The 23945-nt window shown below is 43.1% G+C and carries 22 protein-coding genes; 1 reads left to right on the top strand and 21 read right to left on the bottom strand.

Annotated elements, in window-relative coordinates; translation table 11 throughout:
* Positions 1 to 12: 12 nt before the first annotated feature.
* The 4 genes from ABFY19_RS00725 to ABFY19_RS00710 form a co-directional block, all read right to left on the bottom strand.
* Positions 13 to 930, bottom strand: a complete 918-nt coding sequence (locus ABFY19_RS00725; protein ID WP_418791372.1) for a quinate 5-dehydrogenase — start codon at positions 928 to 930, stop codon at positions 13 to 15.
* A gap of 139 nt (positions 931 to 1069) precedes the next feature.
* Positions 1070 to 2053 carry a tRNA dihydrouridine synthase DusB gene (gene dusB, locus ABFY19_RS00720; RefSeq protein WP_418791371.1) on the bottom strand — a complete coding sequence of 328 codons (984 nt, stop codon included), beginning with the start codon at positions 2051 to 2053 and terminating at the stop codon, positions 1070 to 1072.
* A gap of 3 nt (positions 2054 to 2056) precedes the next feature.
* The gene (locus tag ABFY19_RS00715; protein ID WP_418791370.1) at positions 2057 to 2827 is read right to left on the bottom strand and encodes a type III pantothenate kinase; all 771 of its coding nucleotides are present in this window, start codon (positions 2825 to 2827) and stop codon (positions 2057 to 2059) included.
* A 117-nt stretch (positions 2828 to 2944) separates the two neighbouring features.
* A complete protein-coding gene (locus ABFY19_RS00710; RefSeq protein ID WP_418791369.1) occupies positions 2945 to 3421 on the bottom strand; it encodes a chemotaxis protein CheX in 477 nt (158 codons plus the stop codon).
* 287 nt (positions 3422 to 3708) lie between these two features.
* Between ABFY19_RS00710 and ABFY19_RS00705 the strand changes: the two genes are divergently transcribed.
* Positions 3709 to 6405: an aminotransferase class III-fold pyridoxal phosphate-dependent enzyme gene (locus ABFY19_RS00705; protein ID WP_418791368.1), complete on the top strand. Its 2697-nt coding sequence runs from the start codon at positions 3709 to 3711 to the stop codon at positions 6403 to 6405.
* Here the strand turns inward: ABFY19_RS00705 and ABFY19_RS00700 are convergent.
* The 17 genes from ABFY19_RS00700 to tilS form a co-directional block, all read right to left on the bottom strand.
* Positions 6402 to 6968, bottom strand: a complete 567-nt coding sequence (locus ABFY19_RS00700; protein WP_418791367.1) for a biotin transporter BioY — start codon at positions 6966 to 6968, stop codon at positions 6402 to 6404. The genes ABFY19_RS00705 and ABFY19_RS00700 overlap by 4 nt on opposite strands.
* A 94-nt stretch (positions 6969 to 7062) precedes the next feature.
* Positions 7063 to 8031 (bottom strand): biotin--[acetyl-CoA-carboxylase] ligase, encoded by a 969-nt coding sequence (locus tag ABFY19_RS00695; RefSeq protein ID WP_418791366.1) that lies wholly within the window; start codon positions 8029 to 8031, stop codon positions 7063 to 7065.
* A gap of 103 nt (positions 8032 to 8134) precedes the next feature.
* Entirely contained in the window at positions 8135 to 8989 is an 855-nt protein-coding gene (nadC, locus tag ABFY19_RS00690) for a carboxylating nicotinate-nucleotide diphosphorylase (RefSeq protein ID WP_418791365.1), read from the bottom strand.
* A complete protein-coding gene (gene nadB / locus ABFY19_RS00685; RefSeq protein WP_418791364.1) occupies positions 8964 to 10589 on the bottom strand; it encodes an L-aspartate oxidase in 1626 nt (541 codons plus the stop codon). Before nadB ends, nadC begins: the two co-directional genes overlap by 26 nt.
* A gap of 13 nt (positions 10590 to 10602) precedes the next feature.
* Positions 10603 to 11529, bottom strand: a complete 927-nt coding sequence (gene nadA / locus ABFY19_RS00680) for a quinolinate synthase NadA (RefSeq protein ID WP_418791363.1) — start codon at positions 11527 to 11529, stop codon at positions 10603 to 10605.
* Positions 11530 to 11638: 109 nt separating this feature from the next.
* Entirely contained in the window at positions 11639 to 12010 is a 372-nt protein-coding gene (gene panD, locus ABFY19_RS00675) for an aspartate 1-decarboxylase (RefSeq protein WP_418792505.1), read from the bottom strand.
* Between the two features lie 15 nt (positions 12011 to 12025).
* Positions 12026 to 12871 (bottom strand): pantoate--beta-alanine ligase, encoded by an 846-nt coding sequence (gene panC, locus ABFY19_RS00670; RefSeq protein ID WP_418792503.1) that lies wholly within the window; start codon positions 12869 to 12871, stop codon positions 12026 to 12028.
* Positions 12872 to 12965: 94 nt separating this feature from the next.
* Positions 12966 to 13802 carry a 3-methyl-2-oxobutanoate hydroxymethyltransferase gene (gene panB, locus ABFY19_RS00665; protein ID WP_418791362.1) on the bottom strand — a complete coding sequence of 279 codons (837 nt, stop codon included), beginning with the start codon at positions 13800 to 13802 and terminating at the stop codon, positions 12966 to 12968.
* Positions 13774 to 14679: a Rossmann-like and DUF2520 domain-containing protein gene (locus ABFY19_RS00660; RefSeq protein ID WP_418791361.1), complete on the bottom strand. Its 906-nt coding sequence runs from the start codon at positions 14677 to 14679 to the stop codon at positions 13774 to 13776. The genes panB and ABFY19_RS00660 overlap by 29 nt, the downstream gene beginning before the upstream one ends.
* A 207-nt stretch (positions 14680 to 14886) precedes the next feature.
* On the bottom strand, positions 14887 to 15381 hold the full coding sequence (gene folK / locus ABFY19_RS00655) for a 2-amino-4-hydroxy-6-hydroxymethyldihydropteridine diphosphokinase (protein WP_418791360.1): 495 nt from the start codon (positions 15379 to 15381) through the stop codon (positions 14887 to 14889).
* Entirely contained in the window at positions 15381 to 15749 is a 369-nt protein-coding gene (gene folB / locus ABFY19_RS00650) for a dihydroneopterin aldolase (RefSeq protein WP_418791359.1), read from the bottom strand. The genes folK and folB overlap by 1 nt, the downstream gene beginning before the upstream one ends.
* Positions 15750 to 15754: 5 nt before the next feature.
* Complete coding sequence (folP, locus tag ABFY19_RS00645; RefSeq protein ID WP_418792502.1) at positions 15755 to 16930, bottom strand: dihydropteroate synthase; 1176 nt, start codon at positions 16928 to 16930, stop codon at positions 15755 to 15757.
* Between the two features lie 60 nt (positions 16931 to 16990).
* Positions 16991 to 17512, bottom strand: a complete 522-nt coding sequence (locus tag ABFY19_RS00640) for an HD domain-containing protein (protein WP_418791358.1) — start codon at positions 17510 to 17512, stop codon at positions 16991 to 16993.
* Positions 17513 to 17586: 74 nt separating this feature from the next.
* A complete protein-coding gene (locus ABFY19_RS00635) occupies positions 17587 to 19341 on the bottom strand; it encodes a formate--tetrahydrofolate ligase (RefSeq protein WP_418791357.1) in 1755 nt (584 codons plus the stop codon).
* 590 nt (positions 19342 to 19931) lie between these two features.
* Positions 19932 to 20381 (bottom strand): nucleoside-diphosphate kinase, encoded by a 450-nt coding sequence (ndk, locus tag ABFY19_RS00630; RefSeq protein ID WP_418791356.1) that lies wholly within the window; start codon positions 20379 to 20381, stop codon positions 19932 to 19934.
* 31 nt (positions 20382 to 20412) lie between these two features.
* Positions 20413 to 22446: an ATP-dependent zinc metalloprotease FtsH gene (ftsH, locus tag ABFY19_RS00625; protein ID WP_418791355.1), complete on the bottom strand. Its 2034-nt coding sequence runs from the start codon at positions 22444 to 22446 to the stop codon at positions 20413 to 20415.
* A 72-nt stretch (positions 22447 to 22518) separates the two neighbouring features.
* Positions 22519 to 23922 carry a tRNA lysidine(34) synthetase TilS gene (tilS, locus tag ABFY19_RS00620; RefSeq protein WP_418791354.1) on the bottom strand — a complete coding sequence of 468 codons (1404 nt, stop codon included), beginning with the start codon at positions 23920 to 23922 and terminating at the stop codon, positions 22519 to 22521.
* Positions 23923 to 23945: the final 23 nt, after the last annotated feature.

The raw sequence follows: 23945 nt of genomic DNA, 5'->3' as shown, positions 1-23945 counted from the left end.
AAGGCGGTCCCCCTAACCGGTCATTTCTCCTGCGAAATTAACTACTCTGGGCATAAACCCTACACTTTTCAGGAGCCCGGAATAATCTTCGGGCATCATTTCATCAGGTTTTTTGCCAGACAATGCAATCAAAACCGCTTCCATAACATTTGTACCAAAGGACCTTCCGTTAATTTCCGGAGTTGTTGTAATCAACTGTTTGATTCCCCTGTCTTTCAACAATTGTATGTCTGTTGGAGTAACAGTATTCGTAATAATACACTTGCCAGACAATTTTTCAGGCATGTACCTCCTGATGAAATGAAAATCCCCTGCTATGATATCAGCTCGCTCATAGTAAGTGCCGTACTTCGGAGTCTGCTGTTCCTGTTTGCCACCAGTCGGATACAAAATTTTAAAAGGCAATTTTACAATAATAGGTGCAATTATTCTAGCTATCCTTTGCAGTGAATTAATTGATGAAATACTAACCGGAAGTCCTAAAGCAAATATCAGGTCACCAAAAGTCATTTCGGCTCCAGCTGCAGAAAGACTTTCTGCCATGCCAAACCGGTCAACTGCACATACCATTAAAACCTTTTTATTTGCGAATACGATTCCCAATTCGTTCTGCAAATATGCAATCACATTTCGCTCAAGTGTGTTTTTCAAACCACTGCCATCCACTACAGGAGACTTGCTCGCAGCTAGGGCAATCCTTTTAGCATCCCTAAACGTGTAACGTTTAGCGCCAGCATAGATATATAGGTCAATTCCCCCTAACCCAAAGGCATTTACCTGTCCATCATTTTTCCGGATAAGTTCAATGGCTTTTTCAATATCACCATTTGTCCCTATCCGTTCTATAAGAATTCTCTGGCCCAATATTTCTGTTTCAACAGAATGGTTCCGAATTGAAGACCCTAAACTAACACTCATAACCCGTTTCAAAAGTAATGGCCTCCTTTTAAAATCTTACCGCCAATTCATAGCAGATTCCTGCCGCTGCTCCCAATTAATACTACTTTAACCATTTTTCGGAAAGTTATGTGCGCAACACTGTATACATACCAAAACCATTCTAACAAAATTATCCATCATGAAGAGTATTTCTATACTCCTGTAAAACTTCAACAAGACCTTCCGTGGTCTCGGTTTCATTAACCACCTGTCGAATCCTTGAAGAATCCTTCAATCCCTTTATATACCAGGCAATATGTTTTCTCATCTCCCGGACGGCCTTATATTCACCCTTCAGTTTTACTACCATCTTAAGGTGCCTTATAGCCATCTTAATCTTATCTTCAAAGCTTGGCGGCAAATTGTCGGTGCCACTTTCCAAAAAACAAACGGTACGCTGAAATAACCATGGATTGCCCAATGCCCCTCTGCCGATCATAACTGCGTCACATCCTGTTTGCCTAATCATTTCCCGAGCATCACCGGGTCTAAAAACATCTCCATTCCCAACCACCGGAATTCCTACCGCCTGCTTTACCATACCGATAATTCTCCAGTCGGCCTTTCCTGAATAAAACTGACCACGTGTTCGCCCGTGTACCGTTACCATAGAAGCCCCAACTGCCTCTGCCATTTTTGCCAATTCAACAGCATTCACAGACTCCTCATCCCAACCCTTCCTCATCTTCACTGATACAGGTATATCAACAGCTTTAACTACTGCCTCTATAATCCTTCCCGCCAACGACAGATTAGTCATTAAAGCACATCCCTCGTTGTTCCTGACTACCTTTGGGGCTGGGCAGCCCATATTTATATCAATAATACTTGCTCCCGCGGCTTGTATTATGCCAGCAGCAGCAGCCATTCTTTCAGGGTCACTGCCAAATATCTGTATGCCTGTCGGTCCCTGTTCACCGGTTAAGTCAAACATCATTTTTGTTCTTTCACTGTCATAAGCCAGGGCATTAACACTAATCATTTCAGTAAAAGTAAGTCCACAACCCGCTTCTTCAGCAAGTAAACGAAATGCTTTATCAGAAATCCCCGACATTGGCGCTGATATTACCCTGTTGGCGAGCCTTAAGCACCCAAACTTTATGTCTGCTTCCACAGCCTAATCTCCTTTGTTACGTTCATAAATAATCCTTAACCCCTCCAGGGTTAAATTTGAGTTTATGGTATCAATCATCTCAGATTCATTGCTGATAAGTTCGGCATGCCCTCCCGTAGCAACAACATAAGCTTTTCCACCCAGCTCTTTTTTCATGCGCCTTACGATGCCTTCTGTCTGACCGACTAATCCATAAACTATACCGGCCTGCATGCTTGTAACTGTATTTTTCCCAATAACTGCTTTGGGTTTTAACAATTCAATTCTGGGCAGTTTAGCCGCTTTTGTATAAAGCGCTTCTGTAGATATACCAATGCCTGGGGCTATTGCACCACCAAGATAGGCACCATCGGCGGATACTGCGTCGAAAGTGGTTGCTGTACCAAAGTCAACCACAATCAATGGTCCTCCATAGAGGTCATAGGCGGCAATGGCGTTGACTATCCGGTCAGCACCCACCTCTCTGGGATTGTCATACCTGATAGGCATAGCGGTCTTAATTCCCGGGCCCACAATCAAAGGCTTCTTTTGAAAGTACTTTACCGACATGGTTTCAAGAGCCGGCATAACTGTAGGTACCACTGAGCAAAGAACAACTGCTTGCACTTCACTGCAATTAATGCCGGAATAGTTAAAAAACATACTTATCTGCAAACCATACTCATCAGCAGTTTTATCCTTGTTAGTGGAAATCCGCCAGCTTCTCTCCAGCAGCTTTCCTCTAAAGACACCCAATACAATATTCGTATTCCCAACATCAAGAACCATCAACATGTGATGACACCATCCTCATATTAACTAGTATTATTAGCATTCTGTTAAAGAAAATTATAACACAATAAACAAAACTCCCGAAGGAGTTTTTGGAAGTTAGCTCTTTAATTTTTTGTATTATCTATTATCGTTCTCCCTAAGAGCCAGACCTACTTCGATTTCACCGAACTCAGTTATGAGCGGAATTTGAATCCTCTTTATGTTAATAGTTGATATTATTACCCCACGACCAGATACAACTGTAGGCGGTGCAAGAGTGGACAGATATCCGGCCTTTTCCAGTTCGGCACTGGCAATACCGGTAATCACATTGCCCATCTCCGCAATCGCACTTTCAACCATTTCGTTAAAAACAACCACTCGTTCATTTAATAGAACAGATACAATATTTTTGGCTGTTCTTTCAGACATACCATACATCACAAGTCCCTGAACAGCCCCAATAACCCCAATTAAAACCGTTATATCCTGGCAAGTATGAGAAGAAGCTTCTATAGTTAACTGCCCTTTTTCAACCGGAATGGAACGACCCGTTTCTGTTTCCAGCACTTTTGTGGTAGCAGTAACGAAAGGGCTGATAAACTCTACCTTCAAACTCCTTCACTCCTCTCCCATTGTTGAAACTTTCGACAGTATTGCTGTTTTTCCCTTCTTTACAGTCAAAAATATAATTTAGTTTTTTATTTGTTACAGAGCTATAGAGTTTTACGCAGGAGAAAAGCAAATAGCTGTCGAAACTGATGGTACAGGAACAGGGAAGTATAATAGTGTAAATTAATTTTTATTTATTTGACTAAAATACTAAATATAAGCATATATTTAATAATATCGTTTTTGTTTATCGTTTTTGCTTGATTCTATACCGAAGGGACTGGATTGTTTTGAGTATAAAAATACTAAACCCATCAACAGACAAACTGTTAAAAAGTTTTAAACTAGATATCCCATATATAAAAGCTCAGGGACTGTATCTTTATGATCAACAGGGTAATTCATATCTTGACTTTATTTCACAGTACGGAGCGGTACCCTTTGGGTACAATTACCCGGAAATAATATCTGCCGCGCAAGATTTTTTGAGTTCAGGCCTTCCCACAATGGTACAGCCGTCAGTGCCGGTAAAAGCAGTAGAATTGGCAGACAAACTAATTAAACTCGCTCCGGGAGAAATGGCCCAGGCCACCTTCTGTCAAAGCGGCGCTGAAGCAGTTGAGACAGCTATCAAGTTAGCCCGTTCTACAACAGAAAAGAATATAATTTTATCTACAAATAACAGTTTTCATGGGAAAACCCTTGGCGCCTTGTCTGCTACTGGGAGACCTGTATACCAGGAACCTTTTTTTGCGCCTGCACCCGGGTTTGAGACCATTGATTTTAACGACATTGAAGCATTGGAAACCAAGTTGAAAAATCAAGGCAGTGAAATTGCTGCATTTATTGTTGAACCTATCCAGGGTGAAGGAGGAATAATCATTCCCTCCGACAACTACCTCAAACATGCAGAACAGATTTGCCGCAAGTACGGTGTCCTATTTATTATTGATGAAGTTCAGACAGGCCTAGGCAGAACCGGCAGCCTTTTCGCCTCTGAAATGGCTGGACTCAGCCCTGATATTATGTTGTTATCTAAGGCGCTAGGCGGCGGCTTAGTTCCCCTGGGTGTCTGCCTGAGTTCTAAACATGCCTGGAATGACGGATTTGGCAAGCTGCATAGTTCTACTTTTGCCAATAATAATTTCACCTGCTCTATTGGCCTTGCAGTTATTGACATCCTGACAGCGAATAAGCAATCACTGGTCAAATCCGCAGCGGTGATGGGTTCACATCTTTTGGAGGGCCTTAAAAATATAGACGCCAAATTTCCGGGGGTAATTAAAGATTTGCGTGGACAAGGGCTGATGGTTGGGGTGGAATTCAACAATTTCGACGGTTCCGAATCCTTTAGCATCCGATATTTAGCTCAGCAGGGCGGTTTTTCTGCACTCCTGGCAGGTTACCTGCTGCATGTTCACAATATACGGTGTGCCCCATTTCTGAATAATTCTATGACTCTACGGCTCCAGCCTGCCCTAACCGTTAGCAGTAAGCAAATCGTACAGGCTCTGAAAGCACTGGAAAACGTAGTCAAGATACTTTATTATCAGGATTACAGTGAGTTATACAGCTACATTTTAGATCGGAAAAGTGACGGAACGATTGCCGATTTTAGAAAATACCGGAAACCTGTCAAATCATCATCTCTTCTCGATGGAGAAAAACCTACTGAAAAATTTGCTTTTTTGATTCATTACCCGGCAGTTGAGGACTTGACCAAAAACAACCCTTCTTTTAGCAAACTGGAAGAGGCAGAACTGGAAAAGCTGCTGGATTGGGAAGCTTCTTTAGATGCTTCACCGGATGTTATTATTCATCTTCCAGCCTTTAAATCAAAAGCCGGCAAAATTGCTGAAGGCTGGTTGATTGGCGTTCCGTACAGCGGCAAACACCTTCTGGATATGCCCAGAAAAAAAGCCGTATCAGCTTTATCTGAAGCCATTGACCTTGCTAAAGACTTGGGAGCAAAAATTGTAGGTCTTGGGGCATATACATCTATTGTCAGCCGGGGTGGCGCTGACCTTCAAGGAAAAGGTATAGCCATTACTTCAGGCAACAGCTTTACTGTAGCTACAGCTTTCGATGCCCTAATGAAAGGCGCAGCCATGATGAACATTAAACTCGAAAATTCAGTGGGAGCGGTGATAGGGGCAACCGGAGCCATAGGAAGAGTCTCTGCCATTATGCTGGCACAAGAAGCAGGCCAGCTTTATCTGGTGGGTAACCCAGGTAAAGAAAAAACCAGCTTGCGCAGGTTGGAAAAACTTGCAGATGAAATATATGGATATATATTTACAGATTTAATAAAAAACAATGCTTTACTTGACCATCAGAAGGGAATTGCCAAATGGCTGAAAGGATTTATCAGCCACCTAAGCAGTTCAGACTCAAAACAGGTAGAAAAACTTGTGAGTATAGTCAAGAAAAATATTGATTTTTCGTTCTCCGAATTTATTAATAATAATCTGGCACGAACCGGCAAATTCAGCAGTCCCCCAATAAAGACCACTGTAAACATACGCCAGGCGCTGCTACAGTCTGACCTGGTAATCACTGCATCAAGTTCGACATCTTGCTTGATAATGCCAAAAAATCTTAAACAAGGTTGTGTCATTTGTGATGTTGCCCGTCCGGCAGATGTCTCCCGTTCTGTACTCAGCAGCCGGACGGATGTCCTGGTAATTGAAGGCGGCCTGGTTAAATACCCTGATAAAATATGCTTTGGGCAGAATATCGGTTATGCCCCGGGAATGAATCTCGCCTGCCTCTCGGAAACAATGCTCCTTGCCCTTGAGGGTGACTACCGTGACTTCAGTATTGGGCTAAAACTGCCGATAGAAGATATCTACTACCTTAAAAAACTTGCCCGGAAGCATGGTTTCAAACTTGCCATGCCGCAGAATACAAAAGGTGTAATAACCCCGGAAATAGCTGAAACTGCACGCAAAAACGCACGCTGCATAGATGTACGGAAAAAAGCCTAAACTTCCTTCTGGATTTTAACCTGCCTGGCAACAGGAACTGCTATTACTGAAACAATAATTGCTTTAATCAAGTCAGACAAAATAAATGGAAGGAAAACATAATTTATGACTGTCCACCCCGTCATAGCTTTGCCTAAGTAAAAGTTCATCACAAAATAGAAATACGGGATACCAACCAGATAGAGGACTGCTATTCCGGCACATGATGCTATGAAATAACTCCACATAGTATTTTTGGCAATCTTTTCAGTTACTTTTCCTGCCACATAGCTAGCGCCAATAAATCCAAACAGGAACCCGGCAGTTGGTTTAATCAAGTAAGCCAGCCCGCCATATGGAGGAGTTTGAAAAACAGGTATCCCGACTAGTCCGATAACTAGATAAACCGTCATACTTAAAGCCCCCAGCCTTCCTCCCAAGAGAACTCCCGCAAGCATGGTGATAAAAGGCAGGATACTGAAAGGTACCACAACATCTCCACCAAACCTTAACATCAGGCCTCCTGCGCAGGCTAAAGCTGCAAACAACGAAACAAAAGCCATTTCTTTAACAGAAAGTTTCATTAACAACACTCCTTTTCGTCAACCTTTTAGTTGCATTAGGTTTACGTTAAAGCCAAAAAAATAAACAACCTGCCTTCAGTAAGCTTAGCCTCCGTTAACGCAAAGTAACATCCCCCGATAACACCCTCTTCATAGAACCATCCTTTTTCATAAGCAGAAGCGCCCCTTCGGCATCAATATCAAAGGCGATTCCTTCATCAGCACCCTCAAGGGAAGTAATCTTGACCCAGCGGTTTATCGTAACAGACATTTCTTTCCATTTTGATAGAATCTGGCTAAAATGACCTTTGATGAATTCTTCATAAAGCACATCAAAATGATCTAAAATTCCAGACAATAACCTGATACGTGACACACTCCCGCTGCTCAATTGTTTGATGGAAGTAGCCGTTTCTGCTAACCCATCATTGAGTTTTGTGCAGTCAAGATTCACATTGACACCGATACCAACAACCAGATAATTGACCCTGTCAATTTCAGCGCTCATCTCTGTAAGAATTCCTGCCAACTTACGTCCAGAAACTAAAATATCATTGGGCCACTTTATCCCTGCTTCAATATCAGTTAATTCCCTGATTGCTCTGGTCACAGCAACAGCCGCCACAAGGGTAATTTTCGGAGCCTCAATGGGGCTGATAGGCGGTCTGAGAATTATAGAAAACCATAACCCCTCCCCCTCCGGGGAATACCATGTCCGGCCCATTCTGCCCTTACCACCGGTCTGTTCCTCAGCAATCACTACGGTACCGTTCTCCGCACCTTTTCTAGCCAGCTTTTTTGCCAAATCATTGGTAGAGCCGACAGTTTCATGATATACTATGTTACTTCCTATCAATTTCCCTGTTAATAACCCTGCCAGTTCATGTGCAAACAAACGGTCAGGTATTTGCAGCAGCCTGTAACCTATTCTTGAATGTGACTCTATCCGGTAGCCGTCTTCCCGCAGCTTTTGGATATGTTTCCAAACTGCAGTCCGAGAAACACCCAGAACCTGGCTTATTTCTTCCCCGGAAACATACTCAGGATACCTTTTCTTAAGCAAGGATACAATCTGAGCCTTCATTGCTACACCTCACCGTGCATGATTATATAATATAAATAGCATATTGTCAACCATCATGACGACGATAGTTAACCATATGCTGTGTACATCATGTAGTATATTTCTATGACCCAATCTTTATCTCTTTAACATCCAAGCTAATATCCAGGGCTTTCACGGAATTGGTTAAAGCACCAATAGAAATAATATCAGCTCCAGCACGGGCGTACCCCTCCACCGTATCTTCAGTTACCCCTCCGGAGACCTCCACCTGAGCCCTGCGGTTAATCAATCTGACTGCCTCGCTGACAGCCTCAAAGTCCATATTGTCAAGCATGATGATATCCGCACCGGCTTCCAAGGCCTCAAGGACCCCTTCACGAGTTTCGACTTCCACCTCAACCTTGAGGGTATGGGGCGCTTTTGCCCTAGCCATAGCAACAGCATTTGCAATGCCACCGGCAACCTTAATATGATTGTCTTTAATCAGGATTCCGTCATAAAGGCCAAACCGGTGATTTCTACCCCCTCCTACAGTGACTGCATACTTTTCCAGTACCCTGAGCCCAGGGGTTGTTTTCCGGGTATCGACTACTATGCTACCAAATCCCTTCAATTTATCGGTGATAGCAGCTGTCTGTGTGGCTATGCCTGACAGCCTTTGGATTATATTTAATGCTACCCTTTCTCCGGTCAGGATAGGACCCGCTGGTCCGGCAACAACAGCAATAACATCTCCCCGGTTCACCCTGTCACCGTCTTTTTTCTGGTATGTAAATTTTATTTCACTGCTGAGAAAGTAAAAAACCCGTTCCGCAACCCAAGTACCTGCGATAATACCTTTTTCCTTGGCATAAATATACCCTTCGGTAACTGCACCCTCCGGCACAGTAATCATTGTGGTCAGGTCTCCTGTTCCCACATCTTCCTTTATAGCGCCAGCAATTATTTCATCAAGTAACTTCACGCATATATGCATCTATTCCGCCTCCCGAATCCCGGTATATAACCATATGCTTTTTCCAGTTAACATCATCCCTCAGCCTGTAATTAACCCTGCAATGCCCTCCCCTGCTTTCGCCTCTATTAATGGCAGCATAAGTGATTAGTGTAGCAACCGTAAGAATATTATATGTTTCCATTTCTTCAATACCCCTGGACTCATTTTTAAATATGTCCTCCAATTCTATCAAACAACCGAAGGCCTTCTGCAGGCCTTTTTCTTCCCTTATTATACCAACATTTTCCCACATCAGATTCTGGGTAACTTCCCTGATACGGGAAATATCGTGCAATGAAGGAGGCTGCAATTCATTATTATTAAAATGCAAACCATGAGGCCCCTGCCATTCTTTAAATTTAGGTTTACTGTTTTCTACTATCCTAAAACCAAATACCAGACCGTCAAGCAATGAATTACTGGCTAGACGATTAGCTCCGTGAACTCCTTGGCACGCTGATTCTCCACAAGAGTATAGCCCAGCAACCGAAGTCTCCCCATTAAGGTTTGTGTGGATACCACCCATCATGTAATGGGCCGCCGGGGCAACGGGTATCATTTCCTTGGCTATATCAATTCCATACTGGGAACAGGTCCGCGCAATGGTCGGAAACCTTTTCTTAACTTTTTTCCCGGTAATAGGCGATAGGTCAAGAAAAACATGGGTACTGCCGGTAACTGCCATTTCCTGAAATATTGACCTTGCCACAACATCCCTTGCCGCAAGTTCTCCACTAGGGTGGTACCTGCTCATAAATTGTTCCCCATGAATATTTCTTAGAATTGCCCCTTCCCCCCTAACTGCCTCTGAAATTAAAAAACGAGGGGCTCCAGGAAGAGATAATGCAGTTGGATGAAATTGAACAAATTCCATATCCATAACCCCTGCTCCTGCTCTAAAAGCCAAAGCTGGGCCATCACCGGTAGCAACCTCGGGATTGGTTGTGTTCCGGAATACTTGCCCGGCACCTCCTGATGCCAGAACAATTATTTTAGCAAAATAAACAATCGTCTTTCGTGTCAAGTTGTCCCATACCAGAGCGCCATAGCATTTGTTCCTGTCTGTAAGCAGGTCTATCACCATATGATCTTCCAGAAAATGCACCTTGTTTTCACTCAGAATCCTTCTGGCAAGAGTATTTTGAATTTCTTCTCCGGTAAAATCACCTGCATGTAAAATCCTCCGGCGACTGTGAGCTGCTTCTCTGGCAAATGTCAGCTCACCATCCAAACGGTCAAAATTAGCACCCATCTCAATTAATTCCCGGACCCGGTCCGGTCCTTCGTTTACCAATACCTCTACGGCTTCCACATCACAGAGCCCGGCTCCTGCCTCAAGGGTATCGGCCCTGTGCAAGGCGGGTGAGTCTGCACTGTCGATAGCGGCTGCTATACCACCCTGAGCCCTTTCGGTATTGGTGTCACCCATCTTCTTTTTAGTAAGTAAGGTGACTTCAGCAAATTCACTGGCTTTTAATGCAGCATATAGTCCGGCAATTCCGGTACCAATAATCAAGTAATCTGTCTGCTTTTGGGTCAAAAACCGGGTATCAAAATTCACGATATACCTGGGAATCAAAAGAAACCCTCCCCTATATTACCACAATCATACGCTCCACAGCGTTAAGTGCTTTATCACGAATTTCATCAGGTACCGTAATACAGGTCTGTAATTTCTCAAGTGACAGTTTAACTTTTTCCAAAGAAGTAGCCTTCATATTTGGACATATCATTTCATCAGAAGCCATATAATATTTTTTCCCGGGAGCTGATTTTTGTATCTTATGAAGAATCCCCGATTCGGTACCCAAAATAAACTCATTATGGTCACTTTCTTTTGCAAACCTTATCATTCCGGAAGTACTGAATACCCTATCAGCCAAAGCAATAACCTCTGGACGGCATTCCGGATGAACCAACACCAAGGCTTGTGGATGTGCTTGTTTTGCTTTTTGCAGTTGTCCTGCAGATAACCTGTCATGAATATTACAATAACCCTCCCAGCAGATAATCTCCCTGCCAGCTTGCAAACCAACATAATGGCCCAGATTTTTATCCGGAACAAACAATATGCGTTTATCTGCAGGAACCTGCCTGACAATTTCAACTGCATTGGCAGAAGTACAACAAATATCACTCTCCGCCTTAACCTCTGCCGAAGAGTTAACATAACATACCACTACAGCATCAGGATATTCCTTTTTCTTAGCCCTCAACTGTTCAGCAGTCACCATGTCTGCCATCGGGCAGCCGGCATCTACTTCAGGGAGCAATACAGTCTTCTTAGGTGAGAGTATAGCTGCGGTTTCAGCCATAAAATGTACCCCACAAAATACTATGACATCAGCTTCAGTTTCAGCCGCCTGCTTAGAAAGTTCGAGAGAGTCACCCGTAAAGTCCGCTATATCCTGAACTTCCGGTCTCTGGTAAAGATGTGCCAATATTAATGCATTACGCTTCTTTTTAAGCTCCTGGATTTCTTTCTGCAATGTAAAATATTCAGATTCCTTTTTATTCAAAGTAATCAACTCCTAATCAGGCGTAAATGTTATTACTATTCTATATTAAATAAAAAAACCCTTCATCAATCCCCCAATTAGTCATAATAATCCTAAATAATTTCCTCATTTAACGGTATTCTCCCGCAATTTCCCCACTATTGATTTCAGAAATCTTGTTTTTATCATCTACAAAAATTACAATTGGTCGGAAATCGGTCGCTTCATGGTTTTCAACCATAACATAGGAAATAATTATAATACTGTCACCCGGCTGCACTAATCGCGCAGCAGCGCCGTTAAGGCATACTGTTCCCGAATCTTTGGGCCCTTTTATGACATATGTCTCAAAACGAGCTCCGTTATTATTGTTCACAATTTGTACTTTCTCATGCTCCAGAATATCAGCAGCTTTCATCAGCGTTTCATCTAATGTTATACTCCCCACATAATTCAGTTCTGCTCCGGTTACTGTTGCCCGGTGAATTTTAGATTTTAACATTGTCCTATACAATTGCTATACCTCCAATATGACATTATCAATCAGCCGTGTACCAGCAATAAATACTGCTAGGGCAACAATCACCTGACCGTTAATGTTTTCAATTTCTTTCAGCCCAGGAAAGGAAAGGATATCCACATAATCTATTCTTGCCGCAGGCTCCCTGCTAATGAAATTGATTATTTCTCTTTTCAATTCTACAGTGTTCCTTGCTCCTGATTTGATAAGAGCTTGTGCCAAGCTGAGCGCTTTTGACAATACCAAAGCCGATTTTCGTTCTTCAGAACTAAGGTACTTATTACGTGAACTCATTGCCAGTCCGTCGGGTTCCCTGACAATGGGGACAATCTCAATTTCCACGTTTATGTTAAGGTCTTCAGCCATTTTTTTTAAGACAAGTGCCTGTTGGGCATCTTTTTGACCAAAAAAAGCAATATCCGGATTCACAATATTAAATAGCTTGGTAACAACAGTGGCAACTCCTCTGAAATGACCGGGTCGTGAACCGCCACAAAGCTTATCGGTTAATTGCCCTACTTCCACAAAGGTTGCATATCCGGTTGGGTACATCTCTGCAGTCCCAGGGGTAAACACCAGTTTCACACCAGTACTATCAGCAAGGCTGATATCCCGTTCCAAATCTCTGGGATATTCTTCAAAGTCCTCACCTGCACCAAACTGCAGTGGATTAACAAAAATACTTGCTACAACATAATCGGTTTTTTCGGCTGCCGTCCTCATCAATGTTAGGTGTCCCTCATGAAAATAGCCCATTGTCGGGACAAAACCAATAGTTTTACCCTGTTTCTTCAAACTGGTAACTATTTCTTTCAGTTCGGCTATCACATTTATTACTTTTATACCACCTGCTGCTTTCACAGCACTCATTACCTAACCCCCATATACTAATAAGCAAATATTTAGTAACTATACCAAATAACCTGCTATAAATGTTTTAGTAAAGTTTGCCAAGCTCAGTTTCATGCAAATCGAAACTATGTTCCGGCCCCGGAAACCGTTGTTCTTTGACATCTGAGCTATAGCGCCCGACAGCCTCCAGAATAACACTGTGAAGATCGGCATACTTTTTGGCAAACTTTGGTGATACCGTAGTATATAGCCCCAGCATGTCATGGATTACCAGAACCTGGCCATCACAGCCAACTCCTGCCCCAATTCCAATTACCGGTATATCAATACGCTCTGAAATAATTTTAGCAAGTGGCGCAGGTATACATTCCAGGACTATAGCAAACACACCGGCATCCTGCAAAGCCAGAGCATTGTTTAACATCCGGCGGCCTGCAGCCTCATCCCTGCCCTGTACCCGATAACCTCCAAGCTTATTTATGGACTGTGGCGTTAATCCAAGGTGGCCCATTACCGGAATCCCGGCATCATCAATGGCCTTTATTATCCGGGTAATCTCCCGTCCACCTTCAAGCTTGACTGCATTCGCCCCGCCCTCCTGAAGGAATCGTCCTGCATTTCTAACGCTGTCCTCTACTGAAACCTGGTATGACATAAAAGGCATATCAGCAACCACCATAGCATTCTTAGCTCCCCTGGAAACAGCCTTGGTGTGAATCAGCATATCTTCCATTGTTACCGGTATTGTTGAATCATAACCCAGAACAACCATCCCAAGGGAATCACCGACCAGCAGTACTTCAATGCCTGCCTCATCCAGCATTTTGGCAGTAGAATAGTCATAACACGTTAAAACAGCAATCTTTTCACCACGTGTCTTCATATCCTTTAATTTAAATGTGGTAATCCTGCTGTTCTGCATTGCTTCCATCCCCCTCACTAAAAAGTTTTAGAAGTAGGTTAGTTTGAGTTTCGTCTATACTTCCCTTTTCCAATGCTATTTGAACAGTATATCGGCCTAATGTTTTATATAGGTCTATGTAACTGTGAGGCAATTTTGATATTGCCCTAAGGTGTGCCTCAATAATACCGAAATCTCCCCTGGCAACAGGTCCGGTCAGAGCTTTTACCGTGCCAATTTCTTCTATGTTTGATAAGGTGCCCTTAATCAGGGGTAATAATGCCCCTATCGCCTCATCTTCAGAAATACCTATCGAATTATATATTTGAAGGACAAAATGTATCAGAGCCACAAAGTAATTTGAAGCAACGACCGCTCCCAGGTGGTACAGCGGTTTATCTTCACTTCGTATATCAAAAGATACTCCTTCCAAATCAGCAACTAGTCGATAGGCAGTCTTCATTGCCGCTGCATCACCCTGAACACTAAAAAATGAACCCGGTAAATTCACCAGGGCTTGCTCAATACCCGCAAATGACTGCAGCGGGTGCAGTGAACAAATGTTGCCACCCTGTTCCCGCAAAGGAACAAGCACTTCTGCCGGAAGAGCTCCACTCATATGAAAAAAGTGGTGTTTTTCCTTCACCAGTCCTGATTCGGCCAGCAAGGACACTATATAGTCCAGTTCACTATCAGGGGTTGTTAAAAAAATAACTTCTGCATAACCCAGTACCTGTTCAGGATTGGCAAATGTAGTGCACCCAAGCCTTCCGGCCAGATTAGCAGCAGAAATACCGGTCTTCGAGTATAGTCCGGTAACCTTATGGCCTTTATCTTGGAGTAAAATGGCTACAGCTGAGCCAACTACCCCTGTGCCGATTACGCCCACCCTGTACATAGTCTGTAATCCCCTTTAATATAATTATATATACTATTAAAGAAATAAAAAAACCCCCAAGAGAAACCCGGAAAGGTTTTTGACACAACAACTATACCTTCCGTCTCGTTCCTCATGGCTACAAGCGGTTTTAGATTATAAAAAAATTTAAAACACAAAAAATTCTCGGTGAAGTTTCGCAGTGCAAATACTTCCCAATACTTAATTCTACCATAATTTTCTGTTCATGCAAACGAAATTTTTATTATCAGTTAAGCCTTCCTTTACCTGTGAGGCAGTCCTTCCGTCAGGAAACTCCGCATCAGGAGCAATTTCAGCCAAAGGAACTATTACGAAGGCCCGCTCTGTCATCCTTGGATGAGGAATTATCAGCCGCTCTGTATCTATAGTTAGTTGATCATACAAAAGAATATCCAAATCGATAATTCGAGGGCCCCATCTTATTTCCCTTACCCTGCCAAGGTCATTTTCTATATCTTGAAGTACTCGTAAAAGCTCTTCCGGTGAAGATTCCGTTTCTATTTCAGCAACACAATTATGAAACCAGGCTTGATCTTCGTAGCCAACCGGCTCAGTCTGATAAACAGAAGAAACTGCTGTAATCCTAATTCCCTCGATCCCGCCAATCATTTTCAAAGCCGTTTCTAAATTAAAAATAGAGTCACCCATATTAGAACCCAGTCCAATATATGCACGGGACATTATAAATTGAGCCCCCTTATAATTTCACAACCCATATAATCAAAAATTCCGTTAATGGGAGCATGAGGTTTACACACTTTAACCTTGATCTGGTCAATGCGGTTATTTTGCAAAATTTCCTGAGCAATACTCTCGGCAAGAGCTTCAATTAAATTGAAATTCTTTTGGGTAACGATTTTTTCAACTGATGCATAAAGATCAGCATAGTTTATAGTGTGATTAACATCATCTGTCACACATGCTTTTCTTAGATCCAGAGTAAGTTCAACATCTATTATAAATTTCTGTCCCAAACTCTTTTCTTCGGGAAAAACACCATGTCTACCATAGAACTGCATTCCAGAGAGCAGAATCTTATCTTTTACCAAAACAGCTACCTCCTTACCATAGCATCTGTCATCTTAACCACCCGAGCCATTTCTTTGATGTCATGAACCCTTACAATGTCTACCCCCTGAGCAATTCCAAAGGCTACCGTAGCCGCAGTGCCTTCAACCCTTTCCGTTACCGGAAGGTTCAAAATATTGCCAATCATGGACTTTCTTGATGTCCCCAAAAGTACCGGATATCCTAGTGTCTTAAACTCCCAAAGACGATTCATTACCTCAAGATTCTGATCAGTATTTTTTCCAAATCCAATACCAGGGTCTACAACAATGTTTTCCTCCCTCACTCCTGCCCGAATCGCCATGTCTATGCTTTCCAGCAAAGCGCCAAGGATATCATCCATCATAATGCCATATTCAGCACCCTTTTGATTGTGCATAAGAATTAGGGGTACATCTTCATACCTGGCAACAACTCCCGCCATGTCAGGATCAGCCCGAAGACCCCAGACATCATTTATTATATGAGCCCCTTCTTCGAGAGCCTGTCTGGCAACCTCTGCCTTATATGTATCAACTGAAACAGGTACATCAATCCCCTGCACCAATCTCTTAACAAGTGGTATAACACGTTCCAATTCTACATCCAGGGGCACTGGTTCAGCCTTAGGCCTTGTAGATTCTCCGCCGATATCAATAATATCTGCTCCAAGCTCAACCATTTCCCTTGCGTGTTCTACGGCAGTATCTAAATCAAAAAAGCTGCCTCCGTCAGAAAACGAATCTGGGGTGATATTTAAAATACCCATAATAATTGTTCTTTCACCTAACGGAAGACAATGCCCCCTGCAAATTAATCCCTTGCACTTGTTTCCTTCCAGGTTATTTAACGTACCACGCAAAACATCAGCCAATTTGCTTAATCCAAACGGCTGTGCCTTTAATTTTTTATTAAGTTCGTTGAACTGTTTTGCTGTACCCATTAACAGTACATCAGTGGCATCAACTGATAAATTCCCAACTCCCCAACTAACTGCCGCCTCTCCGCCCTTAGAAAGCATCTCCTGTTTCAGCATAATTGCTGCTTTAATGGGAACATTTTCTACTCTGATAACCCTATGTATTGCCTTTGCAGACATGATATTAACACCTGAAACATCCGCCCCTATCAGGGAAAGCTCCCTTTTGGCTTTTTCAATACAATCTATTTTGATTGCCCGCACTCTAAACAACTTCTCATTCCTCCAAACCAGCTAACAATTATGATTTGGCAAACTTGGTCACTAATAAATAAGTTGAGCATGACCTGTTTCCATCTGTGCCATCTTATAACATTCACCCGCAGCCTCACAGCTCATACACTGTCTGGATAGACGGTCAGCCCTATGCAGGTACTTTCCCAGCAAAGACTTATTTAACGGCAACCGGCGGTGTTCTCTTATTCCATTAGTTATTATATCAATTTCTTTTTCATTAAACCCTGCCTTTTGCAGTAATTCTTCAGCCAGTTCAGCGCTGGTCACTGCATGGTCTTCTCCGGCTGCATATTCCTTCCAACGACCGATATCATGCAAAAGGGCTGCTGCATAAATAATTTCCCTTGCCAGGTACAGGTTAAAATCATTTTTCTCCATAAAGCTTCGGATATCTCCTGTTTCCAGCAAAAGTATATAAGTAATCCTGGCCACATCCACCATGTGCTGAAAAGTATGTTTGCAGAACTTCCGGTTCTTTTCAGCAACTGCATTTTTATCCAAATATCCCCGGTATAACTCATCCTTTAACAACCTGTCCAATCTGTCCACAGAACAAGCATCCCATCCTTTAATTAAATCGGGGAGGTTTGTCAGGCAAACCTCCCCGTAGATTTAAACTAATCTTAGAACAGACCACTTACCTTACCGGTTTCAGTGTCAACATCAATCCTTCTGTAAGCCGGATCGGAAGCAGTACCAGGCATCAAGCTGATATCCCCAGCCATCGGGCAAAGGAACTTGGCGCCACTATAAACAAGTACGTCGCGAATCGGAAGGGTCCAGCCTTTAGGCACACCCTTCAGAGACGGGTCGTGAGACAAGCTCAGGTGGGTTTTAACCATCATTGTCTGGAAGTCGGCAAACTGAGGATCTGCCTCTAACCTCTTGGCCTTGGCCTCAGCTGCAGGCGCCCAAGCAACACCGTCAGCGCCATAAACTTCCTTAGCAATAGTTTCTACGCGCTGCCGCAACGGCATTTCCAGCGGATACAGCGGTTTGTAATTGTTTGGCTGGTTAGCGGCATCCATAACCACATCTGCAAGTTCTGCAGCACCTTCTCCACCGTACATCCAGTGATGGGATACCGCGCAGCGAACATCCATCTCAGCACACAGTTTCCTGATTAACTGATGTTCAGCATCGGTATCAGTGTAGAATGCGTTAACAGCAACAACTGGAATGATACCTGATTTCTTAACAACATTAACCATATGGCGCAGGTTTTCAAAACCTTTTTCAACCAGCGCAAGGTTTTCTTCAGTATATTCACTGGGCAAAGGACGTCCGGGAGCAACAGCTGGTCCACCGCCATGCATTTTGAGGGCCCTTACGGTAGCAACGAGAACCGATACGTTGGGGATGTTACCACTCAAGCGGCACTTAACGTTCCAGAACTTCTCAAAACCAATGTCAGCAGCAAAACCGGACTCGGTTACAACATAATCAAATAGTTTCAGGCCAAGACGGTCCGAAATAATTGAGTTCTGACCAATAGCAATATTAGCAAACGGTCCTGCATGAATAAGCACAGGCTGTCCTTCTACAGAATAGCAAAGAGTGGGGTTAATGGTATTCCGCATCCAGGCAGTCATAGCTCCGGCCACATCTAAATCTGAAGTGGTAACCGGCTTGCCGGTCCTGTCATAAGCAACAGTAATCTTGCCAATACGATCCCTCAGGTCAGCCAAGTCCTTGGCAACAGCTAAAATAGCCATTAATTCGGAACCAACCGCAATACCAAACCTTGAAGGCATAGGATAACCATCTTTTTTCCCGCCGAGGCCAATCATGATATTACGCAGAGATTGAGCGGCAAAATCCATAACCCATCCCATTTCCACATTTTTGGGGTCTATATCCAAGCGCCTCAAACCGCGCTTTTGAAGTTCTTCATCAGTATAGTTGCATTCATGCTGATAGCGGGAAGTAAGAGCAACCATAGCCAGGTTATGTGCATTGGTAATATCATTGATATCACCTGTCAGACCTAAGGAATACTCAGTCATCGGAATCAGCAGGGCATTCCCGCCACCGGCTGCAGTTCCCTTAACATTCATGGTCGGACCGCCGGAAGGCTGGCGCAGAGCACCACATACACTCTGACCTTTTACCCCTAATCCCTGAACAAGGCCCATGGATACTGTTGTCTTGCCTTCACCAAAGGGGGTCGGTGTAATCGCTGTAACTTCGATATATTTCCCGTCAGGCTTATCCTTCAGACGGTTCAAAATTTTGATGAAGTCCAGCTTCGGAGTCTTCCCATAAGGAATCATTTCATCTTTCTGAATTCCAAGTTTTTCTATCCACTCTTCCGGAGTAGGCAGAAACTTTTCAGCTTCCTCGGCAATCTGCCAGTCCTTATACTTTGTTGGGTCCATCGATCTTGGATTGTAAGGCATTAAAAAATCCTCTCCCTTCAATTTGTTAATTATTTGGATTTTAAAAGAGTTTACATAATTCTTTATGTGATGAAACTGCTCTGAAAAACCAACCCCCTTTTTTATAATTAGGTATCTTACGACAGCCTGGCTATACTCTGTTTATATGTATATATTTTCGGCTGTCTGCCATTCAGGGCAATTTTCCACCAGAGAATAGTTTATGAAAATAATCACAATCCCATTCCCACATCAATGGAAAATAAAGAATCTTCAACTCGGTTAATACATATTCGCGACTTTTATGAAAACTCCTGCCAATAAAGACATAATATTTAAAAAATTAGTGTTCCTGCCTTTGACGGAAGCTTTGCCCTTGATAGCCATCTAAATCCATTTATATCCATCTAAAGGATGGTCAGGTATAAAAGAATTCGGTGTTTTTTGTCAAATTCCTGCTAAAAATGACCACTAAGTTAAGTAATCCATTATTTTCCCTTAAAGGTAATGCCAATTCTGCATTCCCAAAATATTAAACAGCAGCTCTCTGTTGAGATCTGCTGTTTCTATTTTAACATTATTTTTTTATATTATTCATAAATCCATTTATCAAGTAGCATCTGGTACTCACAAAGTTCTTGCTCAGTAAAGTAAATTGCTATCTCCCTAGCCGCACTGTCCACAGAATCAGAACCATGAATCACATTTCGGCCAACTTCAATGGCATAATCCCCCCGGATAGTTCCAGGCCCGGCATTTGCCGGGTTAGTAGCTCCATTCATTGCCCGTACGGTGCTGACAACATCTTTGCCTTCAATCACCATAGCTACTACCGGACCTGAAGTAATGAATGCCGCCAATGCTTCAAAAAAAGATTTGCCAATATGTTCCTCATAATGTTTTTCAGCCATAGCCCTGTCCAATTGGAGCATTTTCAACCCCACAATCTTAAAACCCTTTTTTTCAAAGCGGGAAATTATTTCTCCTACCAGGTTTCTCTGTACACCATCCGGTTTGATCATTACATATGTTCTTTCCAATTTATGTTACCTCCTGAACAAGAATTTAATATTAATCTGATGGTTTCTCTTTATCAGAACCGTCATCAATATTTTCTGGTCCTTTGTTAAATTTAACTTCTGGAACCTTATCCTCCGGAATGCCGGCAAAAACATCTTCTGCTACAGTACCAGTATCGGTTGTTTTCTGATTATTTCGATCCTTATTAAGCACTGTCCTGCCTTTTTCCAGTTCATGTTCCCTTGCAAGTCGTTCCTTTTTAACTTCTTCTACGGTTCTGCTTTCTATTAGTGCCGTAAATTCATCAGAATCAAGAGTTTCTTTATCCATAAGGGTACTAGCTATCAGGTGCAGTTTGTCGATACTCTTCTTAAGAAGTTGTTCGGCTTTACCGTAACAGCCATCAATGATTTTCCGTACTTCCTTATCTATCGCAGAAGCAACTTCTTCACCATAATCGCGGTCCCGGGCAATATCCCGTCCAAGAAATACCTGTTCCGTTTTCTTGCCTAAAGTCAGTGGACCTATTTCTTTACTCATACCGTACTCCATAATCATCTTGCGGGCAATAGCGGTAGCTCGCTCCAAGTCATTCTGGGCTCCTGTGCTGATATCACCGAGCACCAGACTTTCAGCGACACGCCCTCCAAGCAAAACAACTATCTCGTCAAGCAGCATGGACCTGGTACGGTAATACCTGTCTTCTGTCGGAAGAATCAAGGTATACCCTCCAGCTCGGCCCCGAGGTATAATCGACACTTTATGAACCGGGTCAGTATCGGGGAGCAGTGTGCTCACAAGGGCATGTCCGGCTTCATGATAAGAAACCAGCTTCTTCTCTTTATCACTGATTACCTTTGATTTCTTTTCAGGACCGGCCACTACTCGCTCTATAGAGTCTTCCATTTCAGCCATCCCAATCAGCTTCTTATTTCGTCTGGCTGCCAGCAGTGCGGCCTCATTGACCATATTAGCCAGGTCCGCCCCGGTAAACCCAGGTGTCCTTCTGGCCAGAACTGAAAGGTCCACATCTCCACTAAGCGGCTTACCCTTAATATGTACTTGTAATATTTCTTGGCGCCCTGAAATATCAGGCACATCTACAACTATCTGCCTGTCAAAACGACCCGGCCTTAACAGTGCCGGGTCAAGAATATCCGGCCTATTGGTAGCTGCAATAATGATAATGCCCTCATTAGGACTGAACCCATCCATCTCCACCAGCAGCTGATTCAAGGTCTGCTCACGTTCATCATGCCCCCCGCCCAGTCCGGCACCACGCTGACGGCCTACAGCATCAATTTCGTCAATAAATACTATACATGGTGAATTTTTCTTAGCCTGTTCAAAAAGGTCACGGACTCGGGATGCACCCACACCGACAAACATTTCTACAAAGTCAGAACCGCTGATACTAAAAAACGGCACCCCTGCTTCACCAGCTACGGCTCTTGCAAGGAGTGTTTTACCGGTACCAGGCGAGCCAAACAAAAGTACTCCCTTGGGGATTTTGGCACCCAGTTCATTAAACTTCTTCGGATGCTTAAGAAATTCAACAACTTCCTCAAGTTCCTGCTTAACTTCATCCGCTCCGGCTACATCTTCAAAAGTAACCTTCTTTTTATCATCAGAATGAAGCCGAGCCCTGCTTTTTCCAAATGACATGACGCGGTTTCCACCGCCCTGAGTTTGGTTAAGCATAAAGAATACAATCCCTATCAGCAGCAAAATGGGCAGAAAGTTAATAAACAGATTTGTCCACCACGGAGCCTTTGGCATAGGCTTGTAAGATACTTTTACCTTTTCCTTCTGGTCCCTTAACATCCCTGCTATTTCATCCATTTCCTCAACTGAACCTATGGATGTAAACTGTTTTCCGTCCCTAAACTCCCCTGTTATATTAGCAACCTGCTCTTCAGGTTGAATACTTATTTGGGCAATTGTGCCCTTTTGGATTTGCTCATATAATTCGTCACTCGTAAGATCAGTCACTGGTGTTTGTGCCGGGGAAGTGTACCTTATAATAGCAACTGCTAAGACAACTATTAACAAATAAATGCTCATGTTTTTAAAAACACTATTCATCACTTCACCCCTTTTCAAAAAGAACCCGGAAATAATTATACTTCGTAATTGTATCACAAATCATTTTTCTTTTCAATTTTGTTTTTTTACATTTCTGACCAATTTCAGCCTAAGGGCTCTTCTGGTTTCGGGAGTGGCCGCCCATCTCCGGTCTGCCCGCATTCCGGCAATCCAGATTACTTGACCGTCCGAGTCAACTAATACCGGATATCTGTCACGGTCCCTTCTTGGAATCTTGCAGTCTATGAAAAACTTTTTCAGCTTTTTGGATCCGCTAAACCCAAGCGGGCTGAACCTGTCTCCGGGATTCCGGCTGCGGACAATCAAAGGCACCGTTACTTTATCCATATCTATGGTTATTTCATCAGTATCCGATGGCACGGAACATAATATGCCTTCTGTTTCTTCTGCCATTATGCAATCACCGGTTTCCGGTATAGAAGTCACTCCCGGGACCGTTAACTGATATGAAAATTTAGGTATTACAGAGGCAACAGCAGACCTGTATAAGTTGATTCTATTGTAGCTTTTCTCCAATTTTATCGAGCCCGGCAGTTCAAATACCGAACCCGTCCTGCCATGAGAAATCATCTCAGCCGCAGCAGCTAGGTGGACATAAGTAATGTTGTGTACACTTCCTGTAAGGACAGACCACCCACGTCGAATTATTCGCCTCTGAAAAACACCGGGTATTTCGAGAAACTTTTTTAGGTCAATAGCAATTAGGCCGTCTTTATCCAGACAGACCTCCAGCCAATACTCCTCTGTAATTCCTTCCAGGTACGTTTCTTCTTCCCTGAAAATATCACTCGTCCTTACTAGGGTTTCAATTAGATTATAATTATATTCCTTTTCCAGCAGAGGTATTAGTTCAAGACGAATTTGATTTCTGGTATAAACCCTTTTAAGATTGCTGCTGTCAATCCTTGCGAATAGTTTTTTTTCTCTGCAATACTTTTCTATTTCATTTCTTGGAACCTCAATCAAAGGCCTGGTTACCCAACCGTCCCGAACCGGGGGGATACCCCTCAACCCCGCAGGTCCTGTCCCCCTTAAAAAATGGTATAGCACGGTCTCTGCCTGGTCATTGGCATTATGCCCGGTAGCCAGTTTGTTACAGCAATTTTCTTTTGCAGCTTCCTCAAAAAAGCGATACCTAATTTCCCTTGCCGCTGTCTGGGCCGATAAATTCATGGCAGAAGCATAAGCCGCCACATCTTCACCTTTAATTATTGCCTTTAGTCCCAGGCGTTCAGCAAGTTCCCTCACAAATTCCGCATCACCCGCTGACTCCGGCCCCCTGAAACGATGGTCAAGGTGGGCAACATACAGCATAATCTGCAGTTCATCAATCAGGCTATGTAAAACATGAACCAATGCTGTGGAATCCGGCCCACCGGATACCCCTATGAGAATGCGGTCTCCGGGTTTAAACATGCTGTATTTCTCAATAGTTGCTCTAACCTGATCAAGCATGAAAAAACCTTCTCTCCGTTTGG

Origin of the sequence: Phosphitispora sp. TUW77, assembly GCF_048453025.1 — a bacterium.
Lineage (GTDB): Bacteria > Bacillota > Thermincolia > Thermincolales > UBA2595 > Phosphitispora.
Note: the sequence above shows the minus strand (reverse complement) of the source record. Positions and strands in the feature narration are given on the sequence as shown.